This window comes from Cupriavidus pinatubonensis (assembly GCF_019602855.1).
Taxonomy (GTDB): Bacteria; Pseudomonadota; Gammaproteobacteria; order Burkholderiales; family Burkholderiaceae; genus Cupriavidus; species Cupriavidus pinatubonensis.
Map to the genome: position 1 here is coordinate 3,793,484 of NZ_CP080767.1, position 23,894 is coordinate 3,817,377.

The 23,894-nt window shown below is 66.1% G+C and carries 17 protein-coding genes; 8 read left to right on the top strand and 9 right to left on the bottom strand.

What is annotated here, in order from left to right; genetic code table 11:
• Positions 1–32: 32 nt before the first annotated feature.
• The 3 genes from K2O51_RS30345 to K2O51_RS30355 form a co-directional block, all read right to left on the bottom strand.
• The gene (locus tag K2O51_RS30345) at positions 33–743 is read right to left on the bottom strand and encodes a lysoplasmalogenase (RefSeq protein ID WP_011299511.1); all 711 of its coding nucleotides are present in this window, start codon (positions 741–743) and stop codon (positions 33–35) included.
• Entirely contained in the window at positions 740–6,790 is a 6,051-nt protein-coding gene (locus K2O51_RS30350; RefSeq protein ID WP_220631141.1) for an alpha-2-macroglobulin family protein, read from the bottom strand. Before K2O51_RS30350 ends, K2O51_RS30345 begins: the two co-directional genes overlap by 4 nt.
• A gap of 97 nt (positions 6,791–6,887) precedes the next feature.
• Positions 6,888–7,361: an Lrp/AsnC family transcriptional regulator gene (locus tag K2O51_RS30355; RefSeq protein ID WP_011299513.1), complete on the bottom strand. Its 474-nt coding sequence runs from the start codon at positions 7,359–7,361 to the stop codon at positions 6,888–6,890.
• 158 nt (positions 7,362–7,519) lie between these two features.
• Between K2O51_RS30355 and phhA the strand changes: the two genes are divergently transcribed.
• The 4 genes from phhA (at position 7,520) to K2O51_RS30375 (ending at position 11,441) form a co-directional block, all read left to right on the top strand.
• Positions 7,520–8,470 (top strand): phenylalanine 4-monooxygenase, encoded by a 951-nt coding sequence (gene phhA, locus K2O51_RS30360; RefSeq protein WP_011299514.1) that lies wholly within the window; start codon positions 7,520–7,522, stop codon positions 8,468–8,470.
• A 117-nt stretch (positions 8,471–8,587) separates the two neighbouring features.
• A complete protein-coding gene (locus K2O51_RS30365; RefSeq protein ID WP_041679750.1) occupies positions 8,588–8,890 on the top strand; it encodes a 4a-hydroxytetrahydrobiopterin dehydratase in 303 nt (100 codons plus the stop codon).
• 174 nt (positions 8,891–9,064) lie between these two features.
• On the top strand, positions 9,065–9,769 hold the full coding sequence (locus K2O51_RS30370; RefSeq protein WP_011299516.1) for a response regulator transcription factor: 705 nt from the start codon (positions 9,065–9,067) through the stop codon (positions 9,767–9,769).
• Positions 9,770–9,812: 43 nt separating this feature from the next.
• Positions 9,813–11,441: a sensor histidine kinase gene (locus K2O51_RS30375; protein WP_011299517.1), complete on the top strand. Its 1,629-nt coding sequence runs from the start codon at positions 9,813–9,815 to the stop codon at positions 11,439–11,441.
• A gap of 31 nt (positions 11,442–11,472) precedes the next feature.
• Here K2O51_RS30375 and K2O51_RS30380 read toward each other — a convergent pair whose 3' ends face one another.
• Positions 11,473–11,991, bottom strand: coding sequence for an SET domain-containing protein (locus K2O51_RS30380; protein ID WP_011299518.1), 519 nt, complete (start codon positions 11,989–11,991; stop codon positions 11,473–11,475).
• A 1,125-nt stretch (positions 11,992–13,116) separates the two neighbouring features.
• Here K2O51_RS30380 and K2O51_RS30385 point away from each other — a divergent pair.
• Together K2O51_RS30385 and K2O51_RS30390 are read left to right on the top strand one after the other, a co-directional pair.
• Positions 13,117–13,395: an HU family DNA-binding protein gene (locus tag K2O51_RS30385; RefSeq protein WP_011299519.1), complete on the top strand. Its 279-nt coding sequence runs from the start codon at positions 13,117–13,119 to the stop codon at positions 13,393–13,395.
• A 250-nt stretch (positions 13,396–13,645) separates the two neighbouring features.
• Positions 13,646–14,620 (top strand): DUF2272 domain-containing protein, encoded by a 975-nt coding sequence (locus K2O51_RS30390; RefSeq protein WP_140949984.1) that lies wholly within the window; start codon positions 13,646–13,648, stop codon positions 14,618–14,620.
• 64 nt (positions 14,621–14,684) lie between these two features.
• On the opposite strand, the gene dinB is transcribed toward K2O51_RS30390, so the two are convergent.
• The 3 genes from dinB to K2O51_RS30405 form a co-directional block, all read right to left on the bottom strand.
• On the bottom strand, positions 14,685–15,779 hold the full coding sequence (dinB, locus tag K2O51_RS30395) for a DNA polymerase IV (protein WP_140949983.1): 1,095 nt from the start codon (positions 15,777–15,779) through the stop codon (positions 14,685–14,687).
• Between the two features lie 146 nt (positions 15,780–15,925).
• A complete protein-coding gene (gene rarD / locus K2O51_RS30400) occupies positions 15,926–16,831 on the bottom strand; it encodes an EamA family transporter RarD (protein ID WP_011299522.1) in 906 nt (301 codons plus the stop codon).
• 163 nt (positions 16,832–16,994) lie between these two features.
• Positions 16,995–18,128, bottom strand: coding sequence for a TRAP transporter substrate-binding protein (locus K2O51_RS30405; RefSeq protein ID WP_041679752.1), 1,134 nt, complete (start codon positions 18,126–18,128; stop codon positions 16,995–16,997).
• A 478-nt stretch (positions 18,129–18,606) separates the two neighbouring features.
• Between K2O51_RS30405 and K2O51_RS30410 the strand changes: the two genes are divergently transcribed.
• Positions 18,607–20,265, top strand: coding sequence for a carbohydrate porin (locus tag K2O51_RS30410; RefSeq protein ID WP_140949982.1), 1,659 nt, complete (start codon positions 18,607–18,609; stop codon positions 20,263–20,265).
• Here the strand turns inward: K2O51_RS30410 and K2O51_RS30415 are convergent.
• Together K2O51_RS30415 and K2O51_RS30420 are read right to left on the bottom strand one after the other, a co-directional pair.
• Positions 20,249–20,998: an aquaporin gene (locus K2O51_RS30415; RefSeq protein WP_041679753.1), complete on the bottom strand. Its 750-nt coding sequence runs from the start codon at positions 20,996–20,998 to the stop codon at positions 20,249–20,251. The two genes, K2O51_RS30410 and K2O51_RS30415, sit on opposite strands and share 17 nt — an antisense overlap.
• A gap of 345 nt (positions 20,999–21,343) precedes the next feature.
• On the bottom strand, positions 21,344–21,964 hold the full coding sequence (locus K2O51_RS30420; RefSeq protein WP_041679754.1) for a LysE family translocator: 621 nt from the start codon (positions 21,962–21,964) through the stop codon (positions 21,344–21,346).
• 160 nt (positions 21,965–22,124) lie between these two features.
• On the opposite strand from K2O51_RS30420, the gene K2O51_RS30425 reads away from it, so the two are divergent.
• A complete protein-coding gene (locus K2O51_RS30425) occupies positions 22,125–23,879 on the top strand; it encodes a cellulose biosynthesis regulator YedQ (RefSeq protein ID WP_011299527.1) in 1,755 nt (584 codons plus the stop codon).
• Positions 23,880–23,894: the final 15 nt, after the last annotated feature.

Below are 23,894 nucleotides of genomic sequence, written 5' to 3' on the forward strand. Positions count from 1 at the left end.
GACAACTGCCGCACGATGTGCTGCCGGCCTTTTCATCCCCCCCGCTCTCCACGATTCGCCACAATGCCCGCGACGATCAGCACCTGTGCCGCCCAATACGTCCACCAGATACCGAGCTGGAAACTGTCGAACGGCACCAGGAACCGCGCGATGCCGATCATCATGTCGGACGCTACGAAACACAGTGCGCCCAGCGCAGTCAGCGGTGTGGGCAACTTTGCCACAAGCGCGCTGCACGCCATCGCCGCAAGTATGACGACATAGACCGTCACCCCCTCGGCAAGCGTGCCAAGATTAGGCCAGAAGCGGCCCAGCATCGTGCCCGCCACGCCGATCAGCGCGCCACATGCAATCAGCCGATGCGAGCGCGAGTCGCCCGCAAGCGGCACCAGAATCCGCAAGTACGCCAGATGTGCGAGCAGGAAAGCACCAAGCCCGCCGACGAACGAAATGCGCAGCGCGGGCACCGCGAGCAGGAAATCGCCGATCGCCGAGAACACCAGCGCAACCACGAGCCAGCGCCGCTCGGACAGCGGCCGGTGGAACCACGCCGCGCGCGCCAGCATCAGCGCCATTGCCGTCTTCCACACGGGCTGCATCGCGATGTGCCCGGTCAGTGGCGCGCCTTCCGGCAATTCCATCGATACCTGCAGCAGCAACGCACCGTAGACCACGCCCGCTAATGTGCCGGCCAGCCACCACTCGCGCACGCGCGCCGGCATCATCAGCGCGAGCCAGCTCATGGGCGGGCCCCCACAGTCAGGCGCGCGTTCGGTGCGGCGCCAAACACGTCTGGCGCGTACATCGCTTCGACGCGCGTCGGCGGCAGGGCAAAGTCGCCCGCATTGTTCAGGCGCACCGTGTACTCGACCGAGATGCTGCCCTTGGGCAGGTACTCGTAGTACTCGCGATAGGCCTGTGGCGTACGTTCGGTATAGGCGGCCCATGCCATGCCCTTGCGCCGTTCGCCGCGCGTGGCGATTTCCGAATCGCGGCCGAGCCCGCTGCCGAGGATCGTTGCACCGGCCGGTATCGGATCGCTGATCACCACCCACGTCATGTCGGCCTGCGCATCGACCTCCAGCTTCACGCGATACGTGTCGCCGCGCGACCACTTGCCGGACACGGCCTGCTCCACAGGCGTCACTGTGCGGCGCACACGATAGCCCGCAGCCAGCGGACCGGACAGCGGCACCGCCGCCATCGCTCGCACTGTCGCCCACGGATGTCCCGCGCCAGCATGCTCAAGCTGCAGCGTGCCACCGCTTTCGCCGCCCGGCCACGGCAGATCGACGCTGCCCTGCGCCACCCCGTCGCGACGCTGTGCACGGCTCCAGTCGACGCTGCGTGCGGATTCGCCAGAACCGCTGACCGACATGCGCGTAGTGCCAGCCACCGGCGTCTTCTCGAACACCTGCGCAAAGCGCGTGATGGCGAGCATGCCCCATGCATTGGCATTGGTCGTGCCCCACGCACCACGCACCTGCCGTCCGATCAGGCCTACAGCAAGCTGCGGCGCGTCGTCCTTCCAGCCTGGCAGTTCCGCAGCCAGCGCGAGCAGGCGTGCCGCGTTCACATCGCCACCTGACATCAGCCACCACCAGTCGTCACTGCGCTCGGTCGAGAAGGCCAGCCGCGTGCCTTGCACCATCAGTCGCGCGCGCAGCAACTGCTGCGCCTCGGCCAGGCGTGCCTCGCGTTGCGGAATGTCCTGCATGCGCGTCAGCAGCAGGGTCCAGTCGATCAGCGCCGATGTAGGCCATTGCGCGGGCAGAATCTGGATCGAGCCGAGCATGCGCGCCTGCGCATGGCCGGTGCGCGACAGCGCTTCGAGCGCGGCGAGCTTGCGGACTTCCAGGTCCATCGTCGCCGACGACGGCGCCCACGCGTCGGGACGGATGCGGCCTTCGACGAAGGCCACCAGTCCGCGCTCCATCTGCGTCCGCAGCTCATCCGGCACGCGCAACGTCAGGCCAGCACGTGCCGCTTCATCGCTGATCGACAGCAGGTAAGCCGTCAGCGCAACGCTGCCGCTCTGGCTGTCGCTGCGCAGCGGGAAGTACGCGGTCAGGCCGTTCGCATCGAGGTAGGAAGGCAACTGGTTCATCAGCGCTTCCCACGCCGTGCCGTCGGCCAGGCCGATGGCCTTGGACGTGCGTTGCTCCAGGCAGCTGAACGGGTAGTTTACGAACCACTCGCGCACGCCCGGCATGCCGCCCGCGAGCGACGACTGCAGGTTCACCTGCAAGCCGCCGCGCACCTTGCCGGTCGGATCGGCAAGCGCGCCCGGCGGCGCCTTCACGGGCACACTCAATTGCGGTGTGAGCTGCGCCAGGGTGGCCTGCTGCACTGTCACAGGCTCTGCCGGCACGATCTGCTGCGACACCTTGATGCGATCCGTCGCGCCGCCGGAGCCCTGCTCGGCAGCCTGCACTTCCCATTGCACCGTGCCGCTGCGCGAGAACGCGAGCAGCGCGGGCGCAGTGACATCCCAGCCGATCTCGCGCGCTTCGCCCGCGGGAATCTGCACGGTCTGCACAGGCAGTGCGTTGGCGTTGCCGACCAGCGTGGCACGTGCGCTCGCTTGCACCGTCATCCCGCGCTTTGTCGTATTGCGTAGCGTAAACATGGCACGGTAGCGATCATCCTCGCGTATCAGCATTGGCAGGCCAGATATCACCTGCAGATCCTGAGTCGCTGCAATGGTTGCGCTGCCGGTGCCGAAGCGTCCCACGCCAAGATCCGCGACCGCAACGATACGGAAGCTCGTCAGAGAATCGTTGAGCGGCACGTCCACCGTGGCCCTGCCCTGGGCATCCAGCTGCACGCGCGGGTTCCACAGCAGCAGCGTGTCGAACAGCTCGCGTGTCGGGCTCTTGCCGCCGCCACCGCCAGCCGGCACCGCCTTGCGCCCATAGTGGCGGCGCCCGATGATCTCCATCTGCGCGGTGGAGGTCTCCACGCCATAGCTGCGCCGCTGCAGCATCGCGTCGAGCAGATCCCAGCTATTGTTCGGCATCAGTTCGAGCAGCGCCTGATCGACTGCAGCCAGTGCGATTTCGCCGTTGGCGGCGGGCTTGCCGTCCGGCAGCTTCACTTGCAGCGCCACGCGCGCCTTGCCTCGCACGGAATAGGACGCCTTATCCGGCGTCACCGTCACATCGAGCCGGTGCGCCTCGTTGCCGACGCGGATCTCCGCGAGTCCCAGCCGGAACGCCGGCCGCGAAAGATCGACCAATGCCGTCGGCGCCGCGTACTCTTTGCCTTCACTGCGGAACGCCCGCCACCATTCGCCCGGCTGGCGCCAGCCCCACGTGAAGAACGAATACCACGGCACTTCGTGCAGACGCCCGCGGATCGTCATCACCGAGACGTACACGTTAGGTCCCCACTCCGGCTTGACCTTCACGCGCACCGTCGGATCACTGCCGTTGAGTTCGACCACCTGCGTTTCGAGCACGCCTTCACGCTCGACCGCGACTAGCGCGGTAGCCTGGCGGAACGGCATGCGCACCTGGAACACCGCGGTATCGCCGGGCGCATACTGCTTCTTCTCGGGCAGCACGTCGATGCGGTCATGGTTCTCGCCGCCGAACCACAGTTCGCCCTGGCGCGTGACCCACACGGTCGATGCGGCCTGCGCGCTGCGGCCATCCTTGTCGCGTGCAATCGCAACCAGCTCGACTTGGCCGGCCTGGTCCAGCGTGACATCGCAACGCGCACGCCCCTGCACATCGGTACGCGTTTCGCACACGGTACCGAGGTCGCGGCTCTCGCTGCGGTTGTCGTAGCGATAGAAGCCGCCGACCACACGCTTGCGCGTCGACGTGGTGATGCGTGCGCGCGCATTGAACTTCACCGGCGCATCGGCGACCGGCTTGCCTTGCGTATCGAGTACCAGGCCATGCACGGCCAGCTTCTGCTTCACCGAGACCCAACCCTCGGTGCGGATGCCCGCCACGACAGCCGATGGCCACACCGGTACGGTCTGGCGCAACGTCTGGACTTCGCCATTGGGATCGGCGAAACCGGCTTCCAGCACAAGATCGCGTGGCGCATCGATCTTCGGCATCTTGCGCAGCGTGACGCTGCCGTTGCCGTTCTTGTCCAGCGTCAGTGGCAGCTTGTCGGCAATCAGCTTCTGTGCGCCATCGCGTGCCTGGCCTTCATCGACATCGCTCATCTCCTCGTCGCCCGATGCGCTCTCGCGCGTGGGGCGCGGCGGACTGAACGAGTACTCGTCATAACCGGGGAAGTTGATCCACTTGTCGCGCAACAGCGCTGACACACGCACCGGAAGGCCGGCCGCGCCGCCGCCAGATACGTAGTGCACCTCGACCCCGACCGGCAGTTCGGCCGGCGCGACCACGGCGCCGCCCTTGCCGCCCGACGCCTGCAGCGTGCCGGTCAGCACCGGCAGCCGGAACGCCTCGACGCGGAAGCTTCCGCTGGAATAGGTACGCGCGCTGCTGTCGCTGCCATCCCCACTGCCTTCGGCCTGCAGCGCTACGTTGTAGACACCAAGCTTCGCCGCGGGCGGCACCTGGAAGCTGCTTTCGGCGCTGCGTCCACCCGTGGCGGTGTTACGCCACTGCAGCGGCAACTCATAGGTCTGGCCGCTGCCTTCATGGCGGATCACCACGGTCTCCGGCAGCTTGCGGTTCTCCGGCGGCAACGCGAAGCCCTGCGCGGTCTCCGAACGGATGAAATGCTTCATCGACACGGTTTCCCCCACGCGCAACAGCGTGCGGTCAAACACCGTGTGCGCACGCACGGTCTGCGTGGCGCTGGCATCGGTCGGCACGTTGAAGCGCCAGGTCTCGATGCCGCGGTTCCAGTCGGACATGACAAAGGCCATGTCGGCCTTGCCACGCGCTTCCGGATGTGTAGCAGCGATGCGTGCGGAAACGAAGTAGCCCATCAGCCCGTTGCCATCGCAGGTGCGGCCGCGAACATCGTCGAGCTTCGCGAAGCGCACCACGCCGCTGGCGTCGGTGCGGCCTTCGCCAAGCAGGCGGCCTGAACAGTCACGCACTGCGACGGCTGCGTCGCGCACCGGCTTGCCATCATCGAGCGCGGTGACCCACGCAAGGCCGCTCATCGAGCCGTCGCCATCGCCACGCGCAAGCTTGAAATGAACGCCGAGGTTCGTGACCAGCGCGGCGGTACGCACATACATCGGCGCGCGCTTGCCGAGCAGCGCTTCGCCTAGCATCGGCGAGGCAATTTCCACGACATGGAAGCCCGGCTCAGGCAGCGGAATGCCAACCACTTCGAACGGCCGCGGCGCATCGCCCGAAGGCTTGGGCACCGACAGCTTCTGCACGCCCTGCGCGCGTTCCAGCAGCGACACCGAACGCGTTTCGATCGACGGGGCATTGCGCGGGTTGTTCACGCCATACGGCGAGCGGCCAGCCAACACCGCGTCGAGTTCGGCACGTGTCCAGCTCGCTTCATGCATGCGGCGCACCAGGCCGAGCCAGCGCAGCACGGCGCCGTCGTCATCAACCTTGAGCTTCATCACCGTGCCCGCCTGCGCCTGCACGCCGCGGACCTGCAGGTCGGCTTCGACATTGCGCAGCGTGACGGGCAGCAACGACGGATAGTCAGCCGGCGCCTTGCCCTTGGGCAGTTCGCCGAAACGCTCGACGACGCCAAACGGCGCTGCGGCGAACTTGGCCAGCGGCGGCATCGAGGCCGTCGACACCTTCAACGGGAACAGGTCCGCATTGGCGAGCGTGCGGCCACTGTCGTCCTTGAGGTCACGCGGGATCTCGATCGTGAAGTTCGCCTTCTCGGCGAATGGCGCGGCGAAGGTCAGCGACGTCACGTTCGCATCGGGCGCGAGATCCACCTCGAACTGCGGCGCGCGCGGGCCCGACGGCGTCTTCAGTACCACGTGTTCGGCCAGCTTGCGCGAGATCGGCGCCGAGAACGACACCGTCATCGGGCGCAGCGGCGTGCACGGCGATTGCGCGTGCTCGCGCTCGCAGCTGAAGCTCGCCGTGAACGGTTCGCGCACCGTGTAGTCGAAGCGGCGCTCGTCGCGCGTGGCAAGGCCCGAAGGCGTGGCAATCCCGGCGCCGAGCACGAGTTGCATGCGCGCGCCGGCCGGCAGCCGCTGCTGGCAAGCGAGCAGGTGGATCGCGTCGGGCGCGTCCTTGGCGATGCGCTTCCAGTAGATGGCGTCGAGCACGCCGTCGCGCTCCTTGCCGGTGAGCAGGCGCACGGGAATGCGTTCGCCAAGGCCTTCGGCCTGGCACCACGCATGGTCGCGGACGGAGGCCGCCGTCGCAGCGCCGTTGAAGCGCAGCGCGAATATCTGGTCTTCCTCGATTTCGCCGCCGGATGGCCGGCTGGCCACCACGGTCGGGCCGCCGGTTTCGAAGCGGTACTCGGGCTTGCCCGCATAAGCCTTGCCGGCCGCGCTGCGCAGGCTCGCGGACATCCGGACCGAGCACCGCACGCCCGGAGGCAGGTCGCGTTCGAAATCGAATACCCAGTTGCTTGCATCGACCCAGCGTCCGTGTCCGGCCGTGGCGGCGCCGGTACAGGCAATGGCCGCCGGCGCGGCCGCCTGCACATCGCCCATGGGGACCATCGCCTCGTCGAAGCGGATCGCCACCTGCCGTACCTGCGGAACCGTGCCTTCCGGCGAGAAGCGTGTCACTTGTGCCGCGAACGCCGCAGACACGGACAGCCATGCGAGCACGCCGGCCATCGCCACGCGGCTTGCCCGCGCGACTTGCCTGCCGACACCCCGACCCGGTCGGGCAACGATTCCCTTCATCCTGCGATCCTCCCGTCAAAGCACCCGGCGAGGGTGACATGTGACGTTTAGGAGTGCAAGGCCGGCACGCAAACCTGCAAGGCGGCCGACAAATATTTCAGCGCAGGTGAGACAGCGGCAAGGCGCCTTCGGACTTCAACGCAGTCAGGACAATATTGGAACGCACGCTTTCCACGCCGGGCACGCGCATCAGCCGCTTCATGGTGAAGTCGGCCAGCGTGGGGAGGTCGGGCACGACCACGCGAATCAGGTAGTCGGCCTCGCCCGCGACGGAATAGCACTCCTGCACTTCCTCGAGCAGCAGGATCTCCTCGGCGAAGCGCTCGATGATGGTGTCGCCGTGGTGGGCCAGCTTGACGCTGATGAACACCTGCACGCCCAGCCCCAGCGCCTGGGTCGACAGGCTCACGCGGTAGCCCGTGATGACGCCATCGGCCTCCAGCCGGGCCAGCCGCCGGCCGACCTGGCTCGGCGACAGGTGTACGCGCTCGGCGAGCTGCTGGTGGGTCGAGCGCCCGTCTGCCTGCAGCGCCGCAATCAGGGCAAGGTCAAACTGGTCAAGCGACACCATACGTGATTCCCGCATTCACTCTCGATATAGCGCGGATTATACGCACGAGAGTCCGCAAAGCAGCCCATTTTGCGGCCGAATTGCAGCACCACACGCCTAAACTACGCAGATAAACCGCATATCACGGCGCATAACGCCAAACCCAGGAGACAAAGCTGATGTCCGCTACCGCCAGCGCCCTCGCCCACGAGGCTTCCGGCCAGTTCGACGGTGCCTTTCAGGGCACCATGACCGACAAGCTCAGGGAACAGTTCGACGCCGGCCTGCTGTCCGGTCAGGAACTGCGCCCGGACTTCACCATCGCGCAACCGGTCCACCGCTACACCAGCACCGACCACGCCATCTGGCGCAAGCTCTACGAGCGCCAGGCTTCGATGCTGCGCGGGCGCGTCAGCAATGAATTCCTGCAAGGCCTCGCCACACTCGGCATGGAGAAGGACCACGTGCCGGAGTTCGACCAGCTCAACGAAACGCTGATGCGCGCCACCGGCTGGCAGGTCGTGGCCGTGCCGGGCCTGGTGCCGGACGAAGTGTTCTTCGACCATCTGGCCAACCGCCGCTTCCCGGCGAGCTGGTGGATGCGCAAACCCGAGCAGCTCGACTACCTGCAGGAACCGGACTGCTTCCACGATGTGTTCGGCCATGTGCCCCTGCTGATCAACCCGGTCTTCGCCGACTACATGGAGGCGTACGGCAAGGGCGGGCTCAAGGCCCATGGCCTGGGCGCGCTCGACATGCTCTCGCGCCTGTACTGGTACACGGTGGAATTCGGCCTGATCCGCACGCCCGAAGGCCTGCGCATCTACGGCGCCGGCATCCTGTCCAGCCAGGGTGAGTCGGTCTACAGCCTCGATTCGGCCAGCCCGAACCGCATCGGCTTCGACGTGCGCCGCATCATGCGCACGCGCTACCGCATCGACACGTTCCAGAAGAGCTACTTCGTGATCGACAGCTTCGAGCAGCTCTTCGACGCGACCCGCCCGGACTTCGAGCCGCTGTACCAGGAACTGCGTGACCAGCCGACGCTGGGCGCCGGCGACGTGATCGACGGCGACCTCGTGCTCAACGTTGGCACCCGCGAAGGCTGGGGCGACAGCGACGATATCTGAGCGGGCGGCCGGTTTGTGGTCCATCGGCGGCCACTACGCGGCATCCCGCTTTATGAAACAATGCCGGCATGCCCGCCAGGGCGGGCCGGTTTTTTCTTTTCACTGATCGAGCCCACTATGACACCTCTCTCGCCCCAGGCGCGCGCCACCCTGCTCGCCGAACTGCCCGGCTGGACCGACGTCGACAACCGCGACGCAATCCAGAAGCGTTTCACCTTCCCCGATTTCAACGCCGCATTCGCGTTTATGACACGCGTGGCCATCCAGGCTGAAAAGGCGGACCACCACCCCGAGTGGTTCAACGTCTACAACCGCGTCGACATCACGCTGTCGACCCACGACGCAAACGGCCTGACCCAGCGCGATATCGACCTGGCCCACTTCATTGAGCGCGCGGCGGCCTCGCTGCGCGTGGAGTAAGGCGCACGGGCTTCCGGTCGTCAGGGCTGTAGGCAAACCGAAAGGAAGACAAGGGCCTCGCCCTGTACAATCTGTGGATCGCGGTTCCGCGTGTGCGCCACGCCGCGCCTGCCGCCTCCTGTCTTCCTTCCCGGCTGATCCAGCCATGTCCGACGTCCTGCCCGAACTGCCGCCATGCGTATCCTGCTGATCGAAGACGACCGCCAGATCGCGAGCGGCGTCGAAGCCGGCCTGACCCGTGCCGGCCACCAGGTGCGCGTGGTCCATGACGGCGTCTACGCCACCGAGCACCTGCTGCGCGAGCAGCATGACCTTGTCATCCTCGACCTGGGCCTGCCCGGTATTGACGGCATGACGCTGCTCGCGCGCTACCGCGCCCGCAACCGCACCACGCCCGTCATCATCCTGACCGCGCGCGACGAGCTCGAAGACAAGCTTTCCGGCCTGAACGCCGGCGCCGACGACTACCTCGTCAAGCCATTCGCACTGCCCGAGCTGGAGGCCCGCGTGCGTGTGCTGTTGCGCCGCAGCCAGCACGGCGAAGCCGTACCCGATCGCGACGTGCGCCTGGGCCGGCTGCGCCTGTCCGGCAACGATCGCCGCATGTTCATCGACGGCAAGCCGCTGGAACTGTCGCCGCGCGAGTTCGCGGTGCTGGAACTGCTGCTGCAGCGCCAGGGCCGTGTGGTCAGCAAGGCACAGCTCCAGGATCACCTGGCCACCTTCGCCCACCCGGCCGGCGAAGGCGGCGACACGGTCGGCGACACCGCCATCGAAGTCTATGTGCACCGCGTGCGCAAGAAGCTCGAGGAAAGCGACGTCGAGATCGTCACGGTACGCGGCTTCGGCTACCTGCTGCAGGCCCGCGCCGGCCAATGAGCACGCGCCCGCGGCGCCGGCCGGCTGACTGAAATCCAGCGCCATGTGGCCGCGAACCCGCTCCTCACGTACCAACACCGATTTCGCCGAGTCGACGCAGTCGCAGAGCCGCCGCGGCATGAAGCAGGCGCCGCGCGTGGCGGCCAACGCCAGCCTGCGCGTCCACCTGCTGCGCGCGCTGGCCACGCCGCTGTTCGCACTGGTGCTGGTCAGCGGCTCGCTGTCTTACTGGCTGGCGGCGCATTACACCACGCAGGTGTTCGACCGCGCCCTCTATGGCGTGGCGAACAGCATCGCGCAGCAGATCCGCATTGCCGGGCCGCGGCTCGAGCAGGACATCCCGATGATCGCCCAGACGCTGGTCGAGGCCGAAGGCACCGACCGCATCTACTGGCGCATCCACGGGCCTGACGGCTTGATCGGCGGCATGGACACCTGGCTTGGCTACGGCACCGGCCAGACCACGCTGCACGACGCACGGCTGTTCTACGCCTGGTTCAGCGGCCGCCAGGTGCGCGCGGTGCGGCTCCCGGTCATGCTGCCCAGCCCGGCGACCGACGAGCTCGGGACCAATGAAGACGACAAGGTGACGCGCGGGCCGATCGTGGTGGAAGTGGCGGAGTTGCTGGACCGCCGCGAAACGGCGGCCAACGAGATCCTGCTGTCGGTGTCCGTGCCGCTGATCCTGCTGCTGCTCGTGGGCAGCCTGATCCTCTCGCACGTGCTCAAGGAAGAGCTAGTGCCGCTGCAGATCCTGACCGACAAGCTCAACCGCCAGACCGCGCGCTCGCTTGCCGCGCTCGACGAAACGCAGGTCCCCGCCGAGGTGGCGCCGCTGATCCGCGGCCTGAACGCGCTGTTGTCGCGCCTGCGTGATGCCCTCGACGCCCAGCGCAAGTTCATCGCCGACGCCGCGCACCAGTTGCGCACGCCTTTGACGGCGGTAAAGCTCCATGCCGATCGCGCCATGGAAGCCGATTCGCTGGATGTTGCCCGCCATGCGCTGCGCGAGCTGCAGACTGCCGCCGACCGGGCGGTGCGACTGTCCAACCAGCTGCTGTCGCTGGCGCGCGCAGAGCCGGGCCTGTCATTGGAGCGGCTTGGGCCGGTGGAATATTTCGACCTGGCGGAACTGGCGTTCGAAACCGGCGCGGAATGGGTGCCTCAGGCGCTGGCGCGCCGCCTGGACCTGGGTTTTGAAGTGCTGCCGGGCCCGACTTTCACGGGCGGCTCACCGGCCATGGTGCGCGGCAATCGCCTGCTCATGCGGGAAGCGCTGTCCAACCTGATCGACAACGCGGTGAAGTATGTGCCCCCAGGCGGGCGCATCACGGTACGCGCGGGCGGCGAGGCATTGGGCAACCGTGGCATGGCGGTCGTGATGATCGAAGACAACGGCCCCGGCATCGCCCCACAGCGGCGCGAGGAGGTCTTCAAACGCTTCTTCCGCGGCGACAGCCAGGGCGACCAGGCGCTGGCCACGCAAACCGCGGGTGCCGGGCTGGGCCTGGCCATCGTGCACGAGATCATCGGCCTGCACCACGGCACCATCCGCATCGAGGACGTGCCCGCTGCGGACGCCCCCGCGGAACCGGCCACAGGCGCCGAGCGGCGCGCGACCATGCGCTTTGTGATCCGTATCCCGTGCGAGGCTGCCGGCCTAGCCGCCTGACGCTTGCGGCGGGCAGGCTTTGCTTGCCCGCTTACTTCGACGACGTCTTGCCCTTCGGCGCCAGCATGGTGCCGCGGCAGTCCGGGCTGCCACAACGGCACTCGAATTCCTTCTTGAGCTTCTTCGTATAGCGGGCGTCAATCACCAACCCGTAGTCATAGAAAAGCTCTTCGCCGGTGGCAATGTCGCGCAACGCGTGGATGAACACGCGGCCCTTCTTTTCGCGCGCCTCGCAGTTCGGGGTACACGCATGGTTGATCCAGCGCGCGCGGTTACCGCCGAACTTGGCGTCGATCACGCTGCCGTCGTCCAGGCTGAAATAGAACGTGTGGTTGGGGTCGTTCGGATCGTGCGGATGGCGATCCAGGGCCTTCTTCCAGGAAATGTGCTCGCCCTTGTACTCGATTACGCGCTCCCCCTCTGCGATCGGCGCAATCGCGTAGACCCCCTTGCCATGCACGCCAGACTGGCGCACCTCGATGCGGTCGCTTGCCGACTTGACCGCCTTCTTTTCCTTGTCGCTGTCCTTGCGCTTTGCCTTGTCAGCCATTTGCCTTTCCGTGCTGGTCGCTACCGTTGCGTTGCCGGCGCCGGTTCAGTCGGCGCGATCGGCATGATACCGGGGTGCCATGGCCACCGTATACGCATGCCGGGCGCCAGGTGCCACGTATACGTCAAGTGACGCAAGAACGACGGCGTGGATGGCACGTTAACGCCTCTCGCGGTTTACGCGAAGGAGCCACCAATGTGGATAAAGCCGCCAGTTTCTGTGGATAAGAAGCCGGATTGCGTGTGGGCTGCCTGGGGCTGGCATGGGGACGCCACGGGAACAAGTCAGGACGTCGGGAAGGGACCTTCCGCATCAACCCCGAAGTCATCCACGTCCGCCAACACTGCGTCCCTGTAGTTCTCGTTTACGTAAACCTTTGATCCGCCTTGAGTTTACCGGCTTATCCACAGCGCGGACCGCCGTTTACCTACTACCACTATTTGTATACATGAAAAGAAAGACGTAAACCCAGTGGTCCGCCGCCGCCGGGACTCTGATGGCGGCAAGAATTCCCGGGCGGAGATAAACCAGCCTCGGCCGTATACGCCAACGAAGAGGGCGATTTCAGAAAACAACATGGATTGACGGCATCGGCGAGGTATACGCATGCGGCCGTATACGGCGTCGCCCGATCTTCGACCCGCTCCTCGGTCATTCGCGTTGCGAATGGTAAGAAAACGGAAACTGAGGAAACGCTCGATCCGCATGCAACATAGTGCATAGCCTTCCCATGGAAGGGCGCGGTAGAGAGAAGGCGGTGGCTCAAGAAACGCTTGTAAGGGCTTCAGAGGCCTTTGGGCGCCGCGCAGGGCAACTTCCCCACCCCGGAGAGGTCGTAGAGCACTGAAAGGCGTATACGGGCTCCAAGACGCTATTCCTGCTGGCAGGGTCAGGAAGACGTGGACATCACTCGCTGTGCCGGCTATAGGCCCCACGGAGTGACCCGGCTTTTGCGGATTCACGGCCTGATGCGGGCTTCCGGGAAAGGTCCTCGTAACAATCTCATCCGGTGCGCCTTGTCCGGCACGGTATCATGTGGCCCGCGACGTCTTTGCCGGGCCGGCCCTGCCATGGGCTGCCCGTGCCCGGACGTCTGTGTTTTATCAACTCGATACGGAGTGAAGCATGACGAAAACCGAACTGATCGACGCTATCGCTGCAGGTGTGGACGGTCTGACCAAGGCTAAGGCTGAACAGGCACTGAACGTGACGCTGTCGGCCATCATGGATGCCGTTGCCAACGGCGATACGCTGAGCCTGGTCGGCTTTGGCACGTTCAGCAAGGGTGAGCGCGGCGAGCGCATGGCCCGCAACCCGCGCACTGGCGAAGAAATCAAGGTGGAAGCAGCCAAGACGGTGAAGTTCAAGGCTGGCCAGAAGTTCAAGGACGCCGTCAACCAGTAATCCCGGGCATGCCCGGCGGGTCGCTGCCGCGCCCCGGTTTTGCATGACCCCGCCATGCCGCCACCGTGTCGTCCAAGGACGCAGGTGCGCGCCCGGCGGGGGAACGTTATCCACAGTACTCGTAAGATACTTCTGCAGAGCAATCTGCACCGCAAGCCGGCCCGTCCGCGGCTGGCCGGCCAGACCCGCAAACAGCCGTTCAGGCACGGTTGATCAAGGCCGTAGCGAATACGGCGCATCATGGGGCCATATGCTTCCACGATCGCACAAGGGCACCTTTCCACAGCGTTATTCACAGCGCTTTCCACAGCCGATTCCACAGGCTTCTCCACAGGTCCTGCGCCCGGTCTTATGCGCTGCGCTGGCGCTTGCCGTGCTGGCGGGCTGCAGCACTGTCAGCGAACCGGTGCGCCCGCAGGCCACTCCCCTTCCCGACATGGAACGCCCCGTGACCACACCGGGCGCCACGGCGCGCGAGCGCATCGTAGAAATCGCCACGCAGGAATGGCGGCGCTGGGGCTCGCAGACTGTGCGGCTTGGCCGCGACGATTCGGCCTGCGTGACGTTCAGTCCGCTGCCGGCACCTCAGGTCGTGGCCACCTCGGCCACTCCTGATACAGGCGCTCCAGCGCACGGATCCGCCGACAGCGATGCAGAGGCGGACACCGACGGCGCAGGCTGCGTGTCGTTCCCGGACGGTACCGGCATGGAAGCCACGCCGCTGGGTTGTCAGATGGCTCAGCGCTACTGGGGGATCGTCGGGGAAGCGCCCAGTTGCGGGCAGGTCACGCAGCCGTCGTGGGCGTGGTCGGCCGTGTTCATTTCCTGGGTCTTGCGCAAGGCGGGGCTCGACGACCGCCAGTTCCTGACCGGCCAGTCACATTCGATGTATGTCGTGGATTCCCGCGACGGTATCCTGCCCCGGCCCGCATTTCACATCGAACCCGTTCCTGCGCTGCCGCGGCCCGGCGACATCATCTGCGCACCACGCGGCCGCGACAAGTACATCGACGACATCGCCGAGATCAGCTTTGGCACCACGCCCATGCATTGCGACATCGTGGTGTCGGTCGATCCTGCCGTGCGGCTTGTGAAAGCCATTGGCGGCAATGTCCAGCAGTCGGTGTCGATGGACGAGATCGAGCTCGGTGATTCAGGCAAGCTCGACGGCGTAACCAATTCGCACCTGCCATGGCTGCTGATCATGCGGAACGATCTGCAGTAGTTATTTGTGCGAAAAATCAGTGGTGTGATTTTTTTGATTAAACAATTTGTCGGGTGAATGACAATCACGGAAACAGCTCAAGCTGTGTCCTGTCGCGATCGCTGGTCGCGACCCCTACCCCGAGCAACCGCACCGGCAAGCCGCGCCGGGCATGGCCTTCGGCAAGCAGCCGCGCATAGGTATCGCGGTCCGGTGCATGGCCGCGGCATTCGACGGTGGTCTGGCGGAAGTCCGAGAAGCGCAGCTTCACGGTGAGCTTGTCGATCGTGTCATGCGCCTGGGCCCGCACAATGCGGGCCTCCAGCATGGCGATCAGCGGTTCCAGTTCGGCCAGGCACGCTTGCAGATCCGGCAGGTCGTCGGCATACGTTTCCTCGACACTGATCGACTTGCGTTCGCGTTCGGGCGAAACCGTGCGGTGGTCAATGCCGCGGCACAGGTTGTAGAGCCGCGCGCCGAAGCTGCCGAACTCGCGGTGCAACCTGTCAGCGGGCCATGCGCGCAGGTCGCCGCAGGTTTCGGCGCCCAGCCGCTTGAGCTTGCCAGCCGTAACGGCCCCCACGCCATGGATCCGTCCGACCGGCAGTTCCGCGACGAATACGTCGACGGAAGCAGGCCGTACCACGAACAACCCGTCGGGCTTGTTCCAGTCGCTGGCGATCTTGGCGACGAACTTGTTCGGGCCGACGCCCGCTGACACCGTCACACCGACCTCCTCGCGCACACGCCGCCGGATTTCCTCCGCGATGCGCGTGGCGCTGCCATCGTGCTGCGGACACTGGCTTACGTCGAGGTAGGCTTCATCCAGCGAAAGCGGTTCCACCAGCGCCGTGTATTCACGGTAGATCGCAAAGATCCGCCGCGACACCTCGCGGTATTTGTCCATGGCCGGGCGCAGGATCAGCAGGTCCGGGCAGCGCCGCACCGCCTGCGCCGACGACATGGCCGAGCGCACGCCGAACGCGCGCGCCTCGTAGTTGCAGGTTGCGATCACGCCGCGGCGGTCGGGGGAGCCGCCTACCGCCATGGGGCGGCCCCGCAACGACGGGTCATCCCGCATCTCGACCGACGCGTAGAAGCAGTCGCAGTCGCAATGGATGATCTTGCGCTGGACGGCTGCTTCCGGGGGCGTGGATGGGTCGACGGGCATGATAGCCATGGATCGAGCAATGCCGATCCATTGATGCGAATTATTGTGAGGGGTTGATTGTCTTGTGTGTGATTAATGGCGTCGATGAAAACTGCCGACGCAGTAATGATTTCGTAGCCAATTTCATCTATACGATGAATCACACGGGTTCATTATTAAGCCACTTCATCTTTCGCGCTGATAGAAGTCGACCTCTGCCGCGCCGTGATCCACAGCCCTTCCGCTGCGTACAAGGCCAGCGATACCCAGATCAGCGCGTAGCCAAGCTGCTTCTGAGGCGGAAACGGTTCGTGCCACAGCCACACGCCAAGCAGTAGTTGCAGCGTCGGGCCCGTGTACTGGAGCAATCCAAGCAGCGACAACGGAATCCGGCGGGCGCCGGCGGCAAAGAACAGCAGCGGCACGGCGGTGACCGGGCCGGCCATCAACAGCAGGCATTGTGTACCTGGTGCTGCGTGCCGGAAGCCGTCCTGACCCGTTGCAAACAGGTAGCCAAGCGCAGCGGCGGCGATCGGGAACAGCAGCAGTGTCTCGAGCGACAGCCCTTCCAGCGCGCCAAGCGCGCCCGTCTTGCGCAGCAGACCGTAACCGCCGAAGGTGGCGGCCAGTGCCAGCGCAATCCACGGAAGCTGGCCCGACGCAACCGTCAGCCAGGCGACGCCAGCGGCGGCGACCACGATCGACAGCCACTGTCCCGGCCGCAGGCGTTCATGCAGGAACATCACGCCGAGCAGCACACTGAACAGCGGGTTGATGAAATAGCCGAGGCTCGCGTCGACCACGCGGTTGGCGGACACGGCCCAGATATAAAGAAACCAGTTGCCGCACAACAGCGCGGCGCTGGCGGCAAACGACACCAGCAGGCGCCGGTCCGTCACGACCTTGCCGAGCCATGCCCACTGGCGCCGGCTGGCCAGGATGATGGCCAGGAACGCCAGCGACCACACCATCCGGTGCAGCAGGATTTCGGCCGGCGCGATGCCTGGCAGCGATTTGATGTAAAGCGGGAGCAGCCCCCAGATGATGTAGGCCAGGAGCGCGTAAAGGATGCCGAGTTGCATGGAAAATTCCGGTAGATGCTGCGCGCGATTCTACCGGCGAGGGTGTTTTGTTGCCGGCGCCCGCAATGCGGCGGCATGCCAGGCGCACCAAGCAAAAACCCCGTGCCGTCACCGGAACACGGGGTTTGTGCAGGCAGGAGGCCGGTCTGCCTCCCGGCGTGCTTTACAGCTTGCGCGCGAAGCTGAACTGCGAGAACGCCTGCTCGGCCACGTTGAACCAGGCAGCCTCGTTGTTGCGGAACACGCGCCAGTCGTCATAGATCTTCTTGAACGACGGGTTCTTGGCGGTTTCGTCGGCGTAGGCTTCCTGGGTGGCCTTGAAGCAGGCCTCCATGATCTCCTTCGAGAACGGGCGTAGCTTCACGCCGTTTTCGAGCAGGCGGGCCAGCGCCTGCGGGTTCACCGTGTCGTACTTGGCCATCATCGTGGTGTGGGCCTCGATGGTGGCGGTTTCCAGCGCGCGCTTGTACAGCGCCGGCAGCTTTTCGAACTCGCTGGCCGAGGCGTAGAACGACAGCTGCGCGCTGCCTTCCCACCAGCCCGGGTAATAGTAGTACGGTGCCACCTTGTAGAAGCCGAGCTTCTCGTCGTCGTACGGGCCCACCCACTCGGCCGCGTCGATGGTGCCCTTTTCCAGCGCCGGGTAGATGTCGCCGCCGGCGATCTGCTGCGGCACCACGCCAAGGCGCGACAGCACCACGCCGGCAAATCCGGCGATACGGTACTTCAGGCCTTGCAGGTCCGCCACGGTCTTGATTTCCTTGCGGAACCAGCCGCCCATCTGTGCGTTGGTGTTGCCGCCCAGGAAGTTGACGACGTTGTATTCCTTGAAGAATTCACGCATCAGCTTCATGCCGTTGCCTTGCAGCATCCACGCATTTTGCTGGCGCGCGGTCAGGCCAAACGGCACGGTGGTGTCAAAGCACAGCGTCGGGTTCTTGCCGAAGTAGTAGTAACCGGCGGTATGGCCAATCTGGACGGTGTTGTTCTGCACCGAGTCCAGGACCTGCAGGCCGGGCACGATTTCGCCGGCGGCGAAGACCTTGATGTTGAACTTGCCGTCGGTCAGTTCCTTGACCCGGGTCGCGAGGAGTTCGGACGCGCCGAAGATGGTGTCCAGCGACTTGGGGAAGCTCGATGCCAGGCGCCATTCTACGGCGGGGTTGCTGCCGACGACGGCGGGGGCTGCTGGGGCGCTGGCAGCCGGTGCGGCGGCCTTTTCTTCCTTTCCGCATGCGGCAAGGGCCCCGGTAGCGGCCACTGCCGACGCTTTCAACAGGAAGGAACGACGTTGCATTGACTTCTCCTCTTTTATAGATATTTGGTGCGGATGGGCCTGGGACGCCGATCGTGTCATCGCGCCTTGCGCCGAGCCTTGACGCGCCCGCGGCGGGGTTGGTGCCGCGCGCAACGCAGTGCCTGTTACGGACGGGAACCCTGGTGATGCCGGGACGATGTGCAACCGACGCGATGCAACCGCTGTTGAGGCACCCGTTCGTAACAAGGCCGCGGCTGTCTTACCCGAAAGACAAGCCCACCGATTATAGCGGTGCCTTTTTCTGCACGGAGCCCTGCAGAAGTCCGGGTTTTCGCTAGTTCTTTCGCGTGATTTCGGCGCGCTGACGCATCGTCCGGCATGTGGCGGACATTCGGCTTTTCGTATTGTGAGAAGGCACACGCAGTGATGGATTTTGTAACCCGTCTTGCAGTCAAATCGTGCGGCTGTTAAAAAAAGACCCCCGTACCGGCGGTCTGGCCGCCTGGTCGTTCGTTGCATGCTGTCCCGACTCCCTGTTGCCTCCTGTCGTTGCTTTCCCCGCCGCCGCCTGAGTGCCGCCGTTCTGGCCGCCTGGGGGATGGTGGCTTGCGCGCAGACGCAGCAGGGCGCCCAGTCCCTCTCCATCACCCCGCCTCGCATACAGGATGCGCGCCCCGCGCCTGCCGTGCTGGCCATGGCGACGCCCCAGGACGATCCGCTCGGCGCCCTGATCGCCGGTGAGACGCCTCCTGCTGCCGCGGCACCGCAAACGGCGCCTGCACCGGCACCCGCCGAGGCATCGGCCGGTGCGCAGGTGGCCGGTGCGCAGGTGGCCCAAGCCGCCGCGCCGGTCGACGACACGTTCGTCGGCCCGCCTGATTCCGCGGCTCCGCCTGCCCCGCCTACCCCACCCCTGGTGCTGTTCCCGTCGCGGCTCGGGCATTTCGTGGCTGAACCCCCGGCCGAACCGATTGCCGATGCGGCCACCGCCGAAGAGACGCCATCAGACGCGCCGCCGGTGCTGCGCTCGCAGTTGCCGGCCGACGATGCGGCGGTAGATTCGGTCTGGCGACTCAGCTACAGCGGCCGTGCCGCCGCCGAGGACCGCGACGCCACCATGCGCGCGTGTGCCGGCGGCGCGCTGTCCACCGGCATCGGCCACGGTCTGGCGTGCCGCAGTTCGGGCGAGGTGAGGATCCGCGAGTCGGTGCTCAACCTCGACGGCGGCGCGCAGGTCATGCTGATCGCCCAGGCCCGCGGCACCGATGCGACCTCGGTCAACGGCCGCCCCGCCGCCGTCGATCCCTACGCGCTGGTGCCGCAGTTCTATACGGCGGTGAGCGGCCTGTCGGTGCTCGACGGCGCCACCATGTGGGCCGGCCGCCGCGACAGCAGCCCGTTCCTGATGTCGTCAGGCCTGCTGCCCCCGAATTCCACGGCCATGCGCTTCGGCGTGGACAATGCACGCATGATCGGCGATGTCGGCCTGAGCTACCAATACACGGCCCGAAACGAGCAGAACGGACAGAACCAGCCGAGCTACCACTCGGTGCGCACGGCGCCGATCACGACCAACGAGCAGGGCTCGGTGCAGCTTGGCTTTACGCGGGTCGAGGCCCAGTCGCTGGTCGCCGATTCCGGCAGCGCGTGGTGGGCGTCGGCGCTTCATGAACAGAAAGGTGTGCTCGCCGGGACCAACCGTGTCGGGCTGCAGTTCGGCTCCGGCGCCCGCAGCGCCATGGCAGGCTACACGGGCATGGGCCCGGCGCTGTCGCGCGTGCGCGTCGCGGAATCGCTCGAATGGAAGGGCCGGTCCGGCCTGGGCGGCTCGGTCGAATCGAGCATGCAGTTCGATCGTTCGCCCATTGGCACGCTGCAATGGGCCGCCACGCGGATCCGTCCAGCCTATGTGGCGAGCGACCAGTTCAAGATGGTTTTCGAAGTTGCGCGTGACCAGATCTCGTCAGGCTTCGGCGCGAGCGGCCAGCGCACCGCGCTGACGATCGCGCCGACGCTGACGCTGGGCAAGTCGGCGGGCAACGCGAACCTGCGCGCGTTCTATACCTACAGCCGCGCCAACGACGTGGAGGGCATCGCGTTCACGGCGCCGGCCGAGGCCTGGGCCACGCAGAACAGCGGCTCGATCTTCGGCGTCCAGCTCAATCGGCGCTGGTAGCGGCCGGCTTGCCCGCGCGCCAGCGCGCAGCGGTTGCGCGCTTTTCCCCGCGTTCCGCCCTTTCGGGGATCTCTGCCGGCTTGCGGCACAGCCAATGGAACAACAGCGTGGCACTGAGCCCGCCCGCAATCTGCGCGAGCACGAAGCCCGGCACATCGACCGGTCGGATACCCGTGAACGTGTCGGTCAGCGCGCACGCAATCGTCAGCGCCGGGTTGGCGAACGAGGTCGATGACGTGAACCAGTAGCCGGCGGTGATATAGCCGGCCACCACGAACGGCACCAGACCCGGCCGGCTGCGCAGTGTGCCGATGCCTACCCCGACCAGCCCGAACGTCGCCACGAACTCGCTCCACCACATCGGCAGCCCGGTGCGGCTGTGCGCGGACCACGCCAGCGCCGGTTCGCCGAACATCGCATGCGCGGCCAGCACGCCGGCAATGCCGCCACCGATCTGCACGGCCGCATAGCCGAGCGCGACGCGCGGCGAGAGTGCGCCCTGCACCAGTGCCGACAAGCTCACCACCGGATTGAAATGTCCGCCCGACACCGGACCCAGCGCCACCAGCAGCGCCACCAGCCCGGCGCCGGTAGCCAGCGCATTGCATAGCAAGGCAAGCCCGACATTGCCATCGGCCAGCCGCTCGGCGCGGATGCCCGACCCCACCACCACGGCGACCAGCAATGCCGTACCCAGTCCCTCGGCCACCAGCCGGCGCGAAAGCGTACTCACTGCTGCGCTCCGGTCGTGCGGATGGTCATGGATCGGGTCAGGCGCGACGGTCGCGTCGCGCGGCACAAGGTCATCGGGGGCATGTCTGGCCAGGGTGCGGGCATGTCCTGACGGGCAGGACGACAAGCCGAAAGAGAGGACGACAGTGGCGTGGCAGCGGGATGCGCAACGTCGCCTGAGACGACGCCTCGATCGGGGGCAAACCGGCGCGCACGCATGGCGAACCGGCACGCGAAGTGTTCCGCTGCGGGCGACGGGCGTCAATGCGCCCGCGCGATGTTATGAACAGACGGCAGGTATCGAATCAGGCGCAGGAAAGCACCGCAGGGCGCGATTGCGCTGGCCTCAGCGGTTGCTCGCGGCGAGCTTCAGACCGAAGCCCACCAGCGCGATGCCAGCCAGCCGCGTGGCCACCTTGCGCGCGAACGGGAGCGCCTTGAGCTTGCCGGCGATGGCGTTGCCGACGAGAACCAGCCCGGCCTGATACAGCAGGCTGATCAGCGTGACGTGGGCCATCATCGCGGCCAGCGTCAGCGGGGGCGAATCGGGCCGCAGGAACAGCGGGAAGAACGCGACGAAGAACAGGATCACCTTGGGATTGGTGAGGCTGACAGCGAATCCCTGGCGCAGGTACACCTTCGCGGTCTTGCGCGGTTCCGGTGCCGCGGGCACATCGCTGATGCGCGCGCGCAGCAGTTGCACGCCCATCCAGCACAGGTAGGCCGCGCCGAACCACTGGAGCCCCTGGAACAGCGGCGGGTTTGCCTTCATCACCGCCGCCAGCCCCGCCACGGCAGCAACCATGAACGCCAGGTCGCCCAGCAAGGTGCCCAGCACCGCACCCATGCCCGCGGCGACGCCGTTGCGCGCGGTGGCGTTGAGGATCGCGATCGTACCCGGACCGGGAATGAGCTGGAACACCAGGATCGCAAGCAGGAAGCTGTAATAGTTCTGGATGTCGAACATGAAAGTTTCCGGTGGATATTGCCGCTCAGGGGGGCGATCAGGCATGGTACTGCACACCGGCCCGGTGTGCGCCGCGCGTTCATGCTGTCCTACACTGAGCTGTTTGCCACGTCCCACTGACCTGCCGGGCAAGGCCCGCCATCAGACAGGAGAGCGCCCCATGTGGCGTCGTTCGCTGCCGCAGCCGCGCTGGCTGCCCCGTCTTGCGGTCATGCGGCCCCATCGCGTGGTGGTCGGCTGTTTCGCCGTGGTGTTGCTGCTTGCGTTGGTGGTTGGATTGCGCGACGTGTACCTGGTGCGCGAGCGCGACCTGCGGGCTCGCCAGCACAATCTCGAACTGCGCGCCCTTGGCGTCGAAGCGGTGCTGGAAGGCGAACGGCGACGGCTCGAGTACCTGAGCACCTACGCGGAGCGTCTGTTCGAGATCCAGGCGAGCGCGGATGCAGTGGCGCCCGATGCGGCGATCCGCCAGGCCTACGCGCAGCGCAATGCCACAGTCTGGCAGATGAAGCTGCCACTGGATGGCCCGGCCCTGATCGGCGTCGGCCCGGCGGGACTGACAGGCCTGCGCAGCTTCGACCGCCGCGACCCGGATCTCATGGCCGATCTGTACGTGGGACGGATGATCAGCGAGCTGCTGGGCCTCAGCATCCGCGCGGACCACGTTCAGGGCAACGCGATATTCATCTCAAGCAACGGCTTCTTCGTGGCCTACCCGGCGATCGACCCGGCCGTGGCCCCAAGCATGATGCAACGCTTCGACAGCATGCCGTACTACCGTGGCCAGACCCCCGAGGTGAATCCCGGCCGCGAGCTCTACTGGGTACCCATGTACGACGATTTCCAGAGCAAGCGGCGCATGACCACGCTCAGTGTGCCGATCTATGCCGGCCAGCAGTTCCGCGGCGTCGTGGCGATCGACGTCGAGCAGAAGCGCCTTGACGAGCTGCTGCGTGCTGCCAGCGATCCCGGCGCGGTCCAGTACATGATGAACGCCCATGGCGATGTGCTGGCGATCAGCGATGACCCGGTCCGAAAGGTACAGAAATGGCCCGACGCCGTACCCGGGAACTGGAAGGATTTCGCGCCAGCGGACCTGTTCGCACGCGGTAGCGGCATGGTGAAGCACGACGGCGACTATCTGCTGTTCCATCGCGCGCCGCAGAGTCCCTGGCTGCTGATGGACCTGGTGCCGGCGCGCAAACTCTACGCGAGCATGTTCGCGAGCATGAGCCGGCCGCTGCTGATGATCTGGGTGCTGCTGCCCTTGCTGCTATGGATCACGCTCAAGGTCGTGACGCAGCTGTTCGACCATTACATCGCGCTCGGTGAAAAGCTGCAGGAGATCGCGCGGCAAGACCCGCTTACGGGGCTGGCCAACCGGCGCCGCATGCGCGAACTGGCGCAGTCCGAATTCGAGCGCCAGAAGCGCGACGGCCAGCCGCTGGCACTGGTCATGATCGATATCGACTTCTTCAAGAAGGTAAATGACCACTGGGGTCATGCGAGCGGCGACAAGGTACTCGTCGAACTCGCCCGCACGATGCGTGCAAACCTGCGCAACGTCGATCAGCCGGCGCGGCTTGGCGGCGAGGAGTTCGCCGTGCTGATGCCAAATACGAGCCTGGCCGAGGCCGCGCAGAGCGCGGAGCGGCTGCGACGCGCCATCGCGGCATGCGTGGTCGAAGCCGACCTCGAGGCCTGCGTCGAACGGGCCGACCGCATCATCCGCTTCACCATTTCCGTGGGCGTCGCCGAAGCGCGGGGCGAGGCTGCCGACGGTGTGCCGATGACGCTCGATGGCCTGGCCGCCATCGCCGACCGGCGTCTCTACGACGCCAAGACGCAAGGCCGCAACCGCGTGGTCAGCGACGACAACGCGCACGCTGCGGCTGTGCCGCAGGTGCAGGCGTAATCTGGAGAGGGGCAG

Coding starts and splice junctions, on each gene's coding strand:
- K2O51_RS30345 (WP_011299511.1), bottom strand. CDS start 743: ATGAGCTGGCTCGCGCTGATGATGCCGGCGCGCGTGCGCGAGTGGTGG.
- K2O51_RS30350 (WP_220631141.1), bottom strand. CDS start 6,790: ATGAAGGGAATCGTTGCCCGACCGGGTCGGGGTGTCGGCAGGCAAGTC.
- K2O51_RS30355 (WP_011299513.1), bottom strand. CDS start 7,361: ATGGTGTCGCTTGACCAGTTTGACCTTGCCCTGATTGCGGCGCTGCAG.
- phhA (WP_011299514.1), top strand. CDS start 7,520: ATGTCCGCTACCGCCAGCGCCCTCGCCCACGAGGCTTCCGGCCAGTTC.
- K2O51_RS30365 (WP_041679750.1), top strand. CDS start 8,588: ATGACACCTCTCTCGCCCCAGGCGCGCGCCACCCTGCTCGCCGAACTG.
- K2O51_RS30370 (WP_011299516.1), top strand. CDS start 9,065: ATGCGTATCCTGCTGATCGAAGACGACCGCCAGATCGCGAGCGGCGTC.
- K2O51_RS30375 (WP_011299517.1), top strand. CDS start 9,813: ATGTGGCCGCGAACCCGCTCCTCACGTACCAACACCGATTTCGCCGAG.
- K2O51_RS30380 (WP_011299518.1), bottom strand. CDS start 11,991: ATGGCTGACAAGGCAAAGCGCAAGGACAGCGACAAGGAAAAGAAGGCG.
- K2O51_RS30385 (WP_011299519.1), top strand. CDS start 13,117: ATGACGAAAACCGAACTGATCGACGCTATCGCTGCAGGTGTGGACGGT.
- K2O51_RS30390 (WP_140949984.1), top strand. CDS start 13,646: ATGCTTCCACGATCGCACAAGGGCACCTTTCCACAGCGTTATTCACAG.
- dinB (WP_140949983.1), bottom strand. CDS start 15,779: ATGGCTATCATGCCCGTCGACCCATCCACGCCCCCGGAAGCAGCCGTC.
- rarD (WP_011299522.1), bottom strand. CDS start 16,831: ATGCAACTCGGCATCCTTTACGCGCTCCTGGCCTACATCATCTGGGGG.
- K2O51_RS30405 (WP_041679752.1), bottom strand. CDS start 18,128: ATGCAACGTCGTTCCTTCCTGTTGAAAGCGTCGGCAGTGGCCGCTACC.
- K2O51_RS30410 (WP_140949982.1), top strand. CDS start 18,607: ATGCTGTCCCGACTCCCTGTTGCCTCCTGTCGTTGCTTTCCCCGCCGC.
- K2O51_RS30420 (WP_041679754.1), bottom strand. CDS start 21,964: ATGTTCGACATCCAGAACTATTACAGCTTCCTGCTTGCGATCCTGGTG.
- K2O51_RS30425 (WP_011299527.1), top strand. CDS start 22,125: ATGTGGCGTCGTTCGCTGCCGCAGCCGCGCTGGCTGCCCCGTCTTGCG.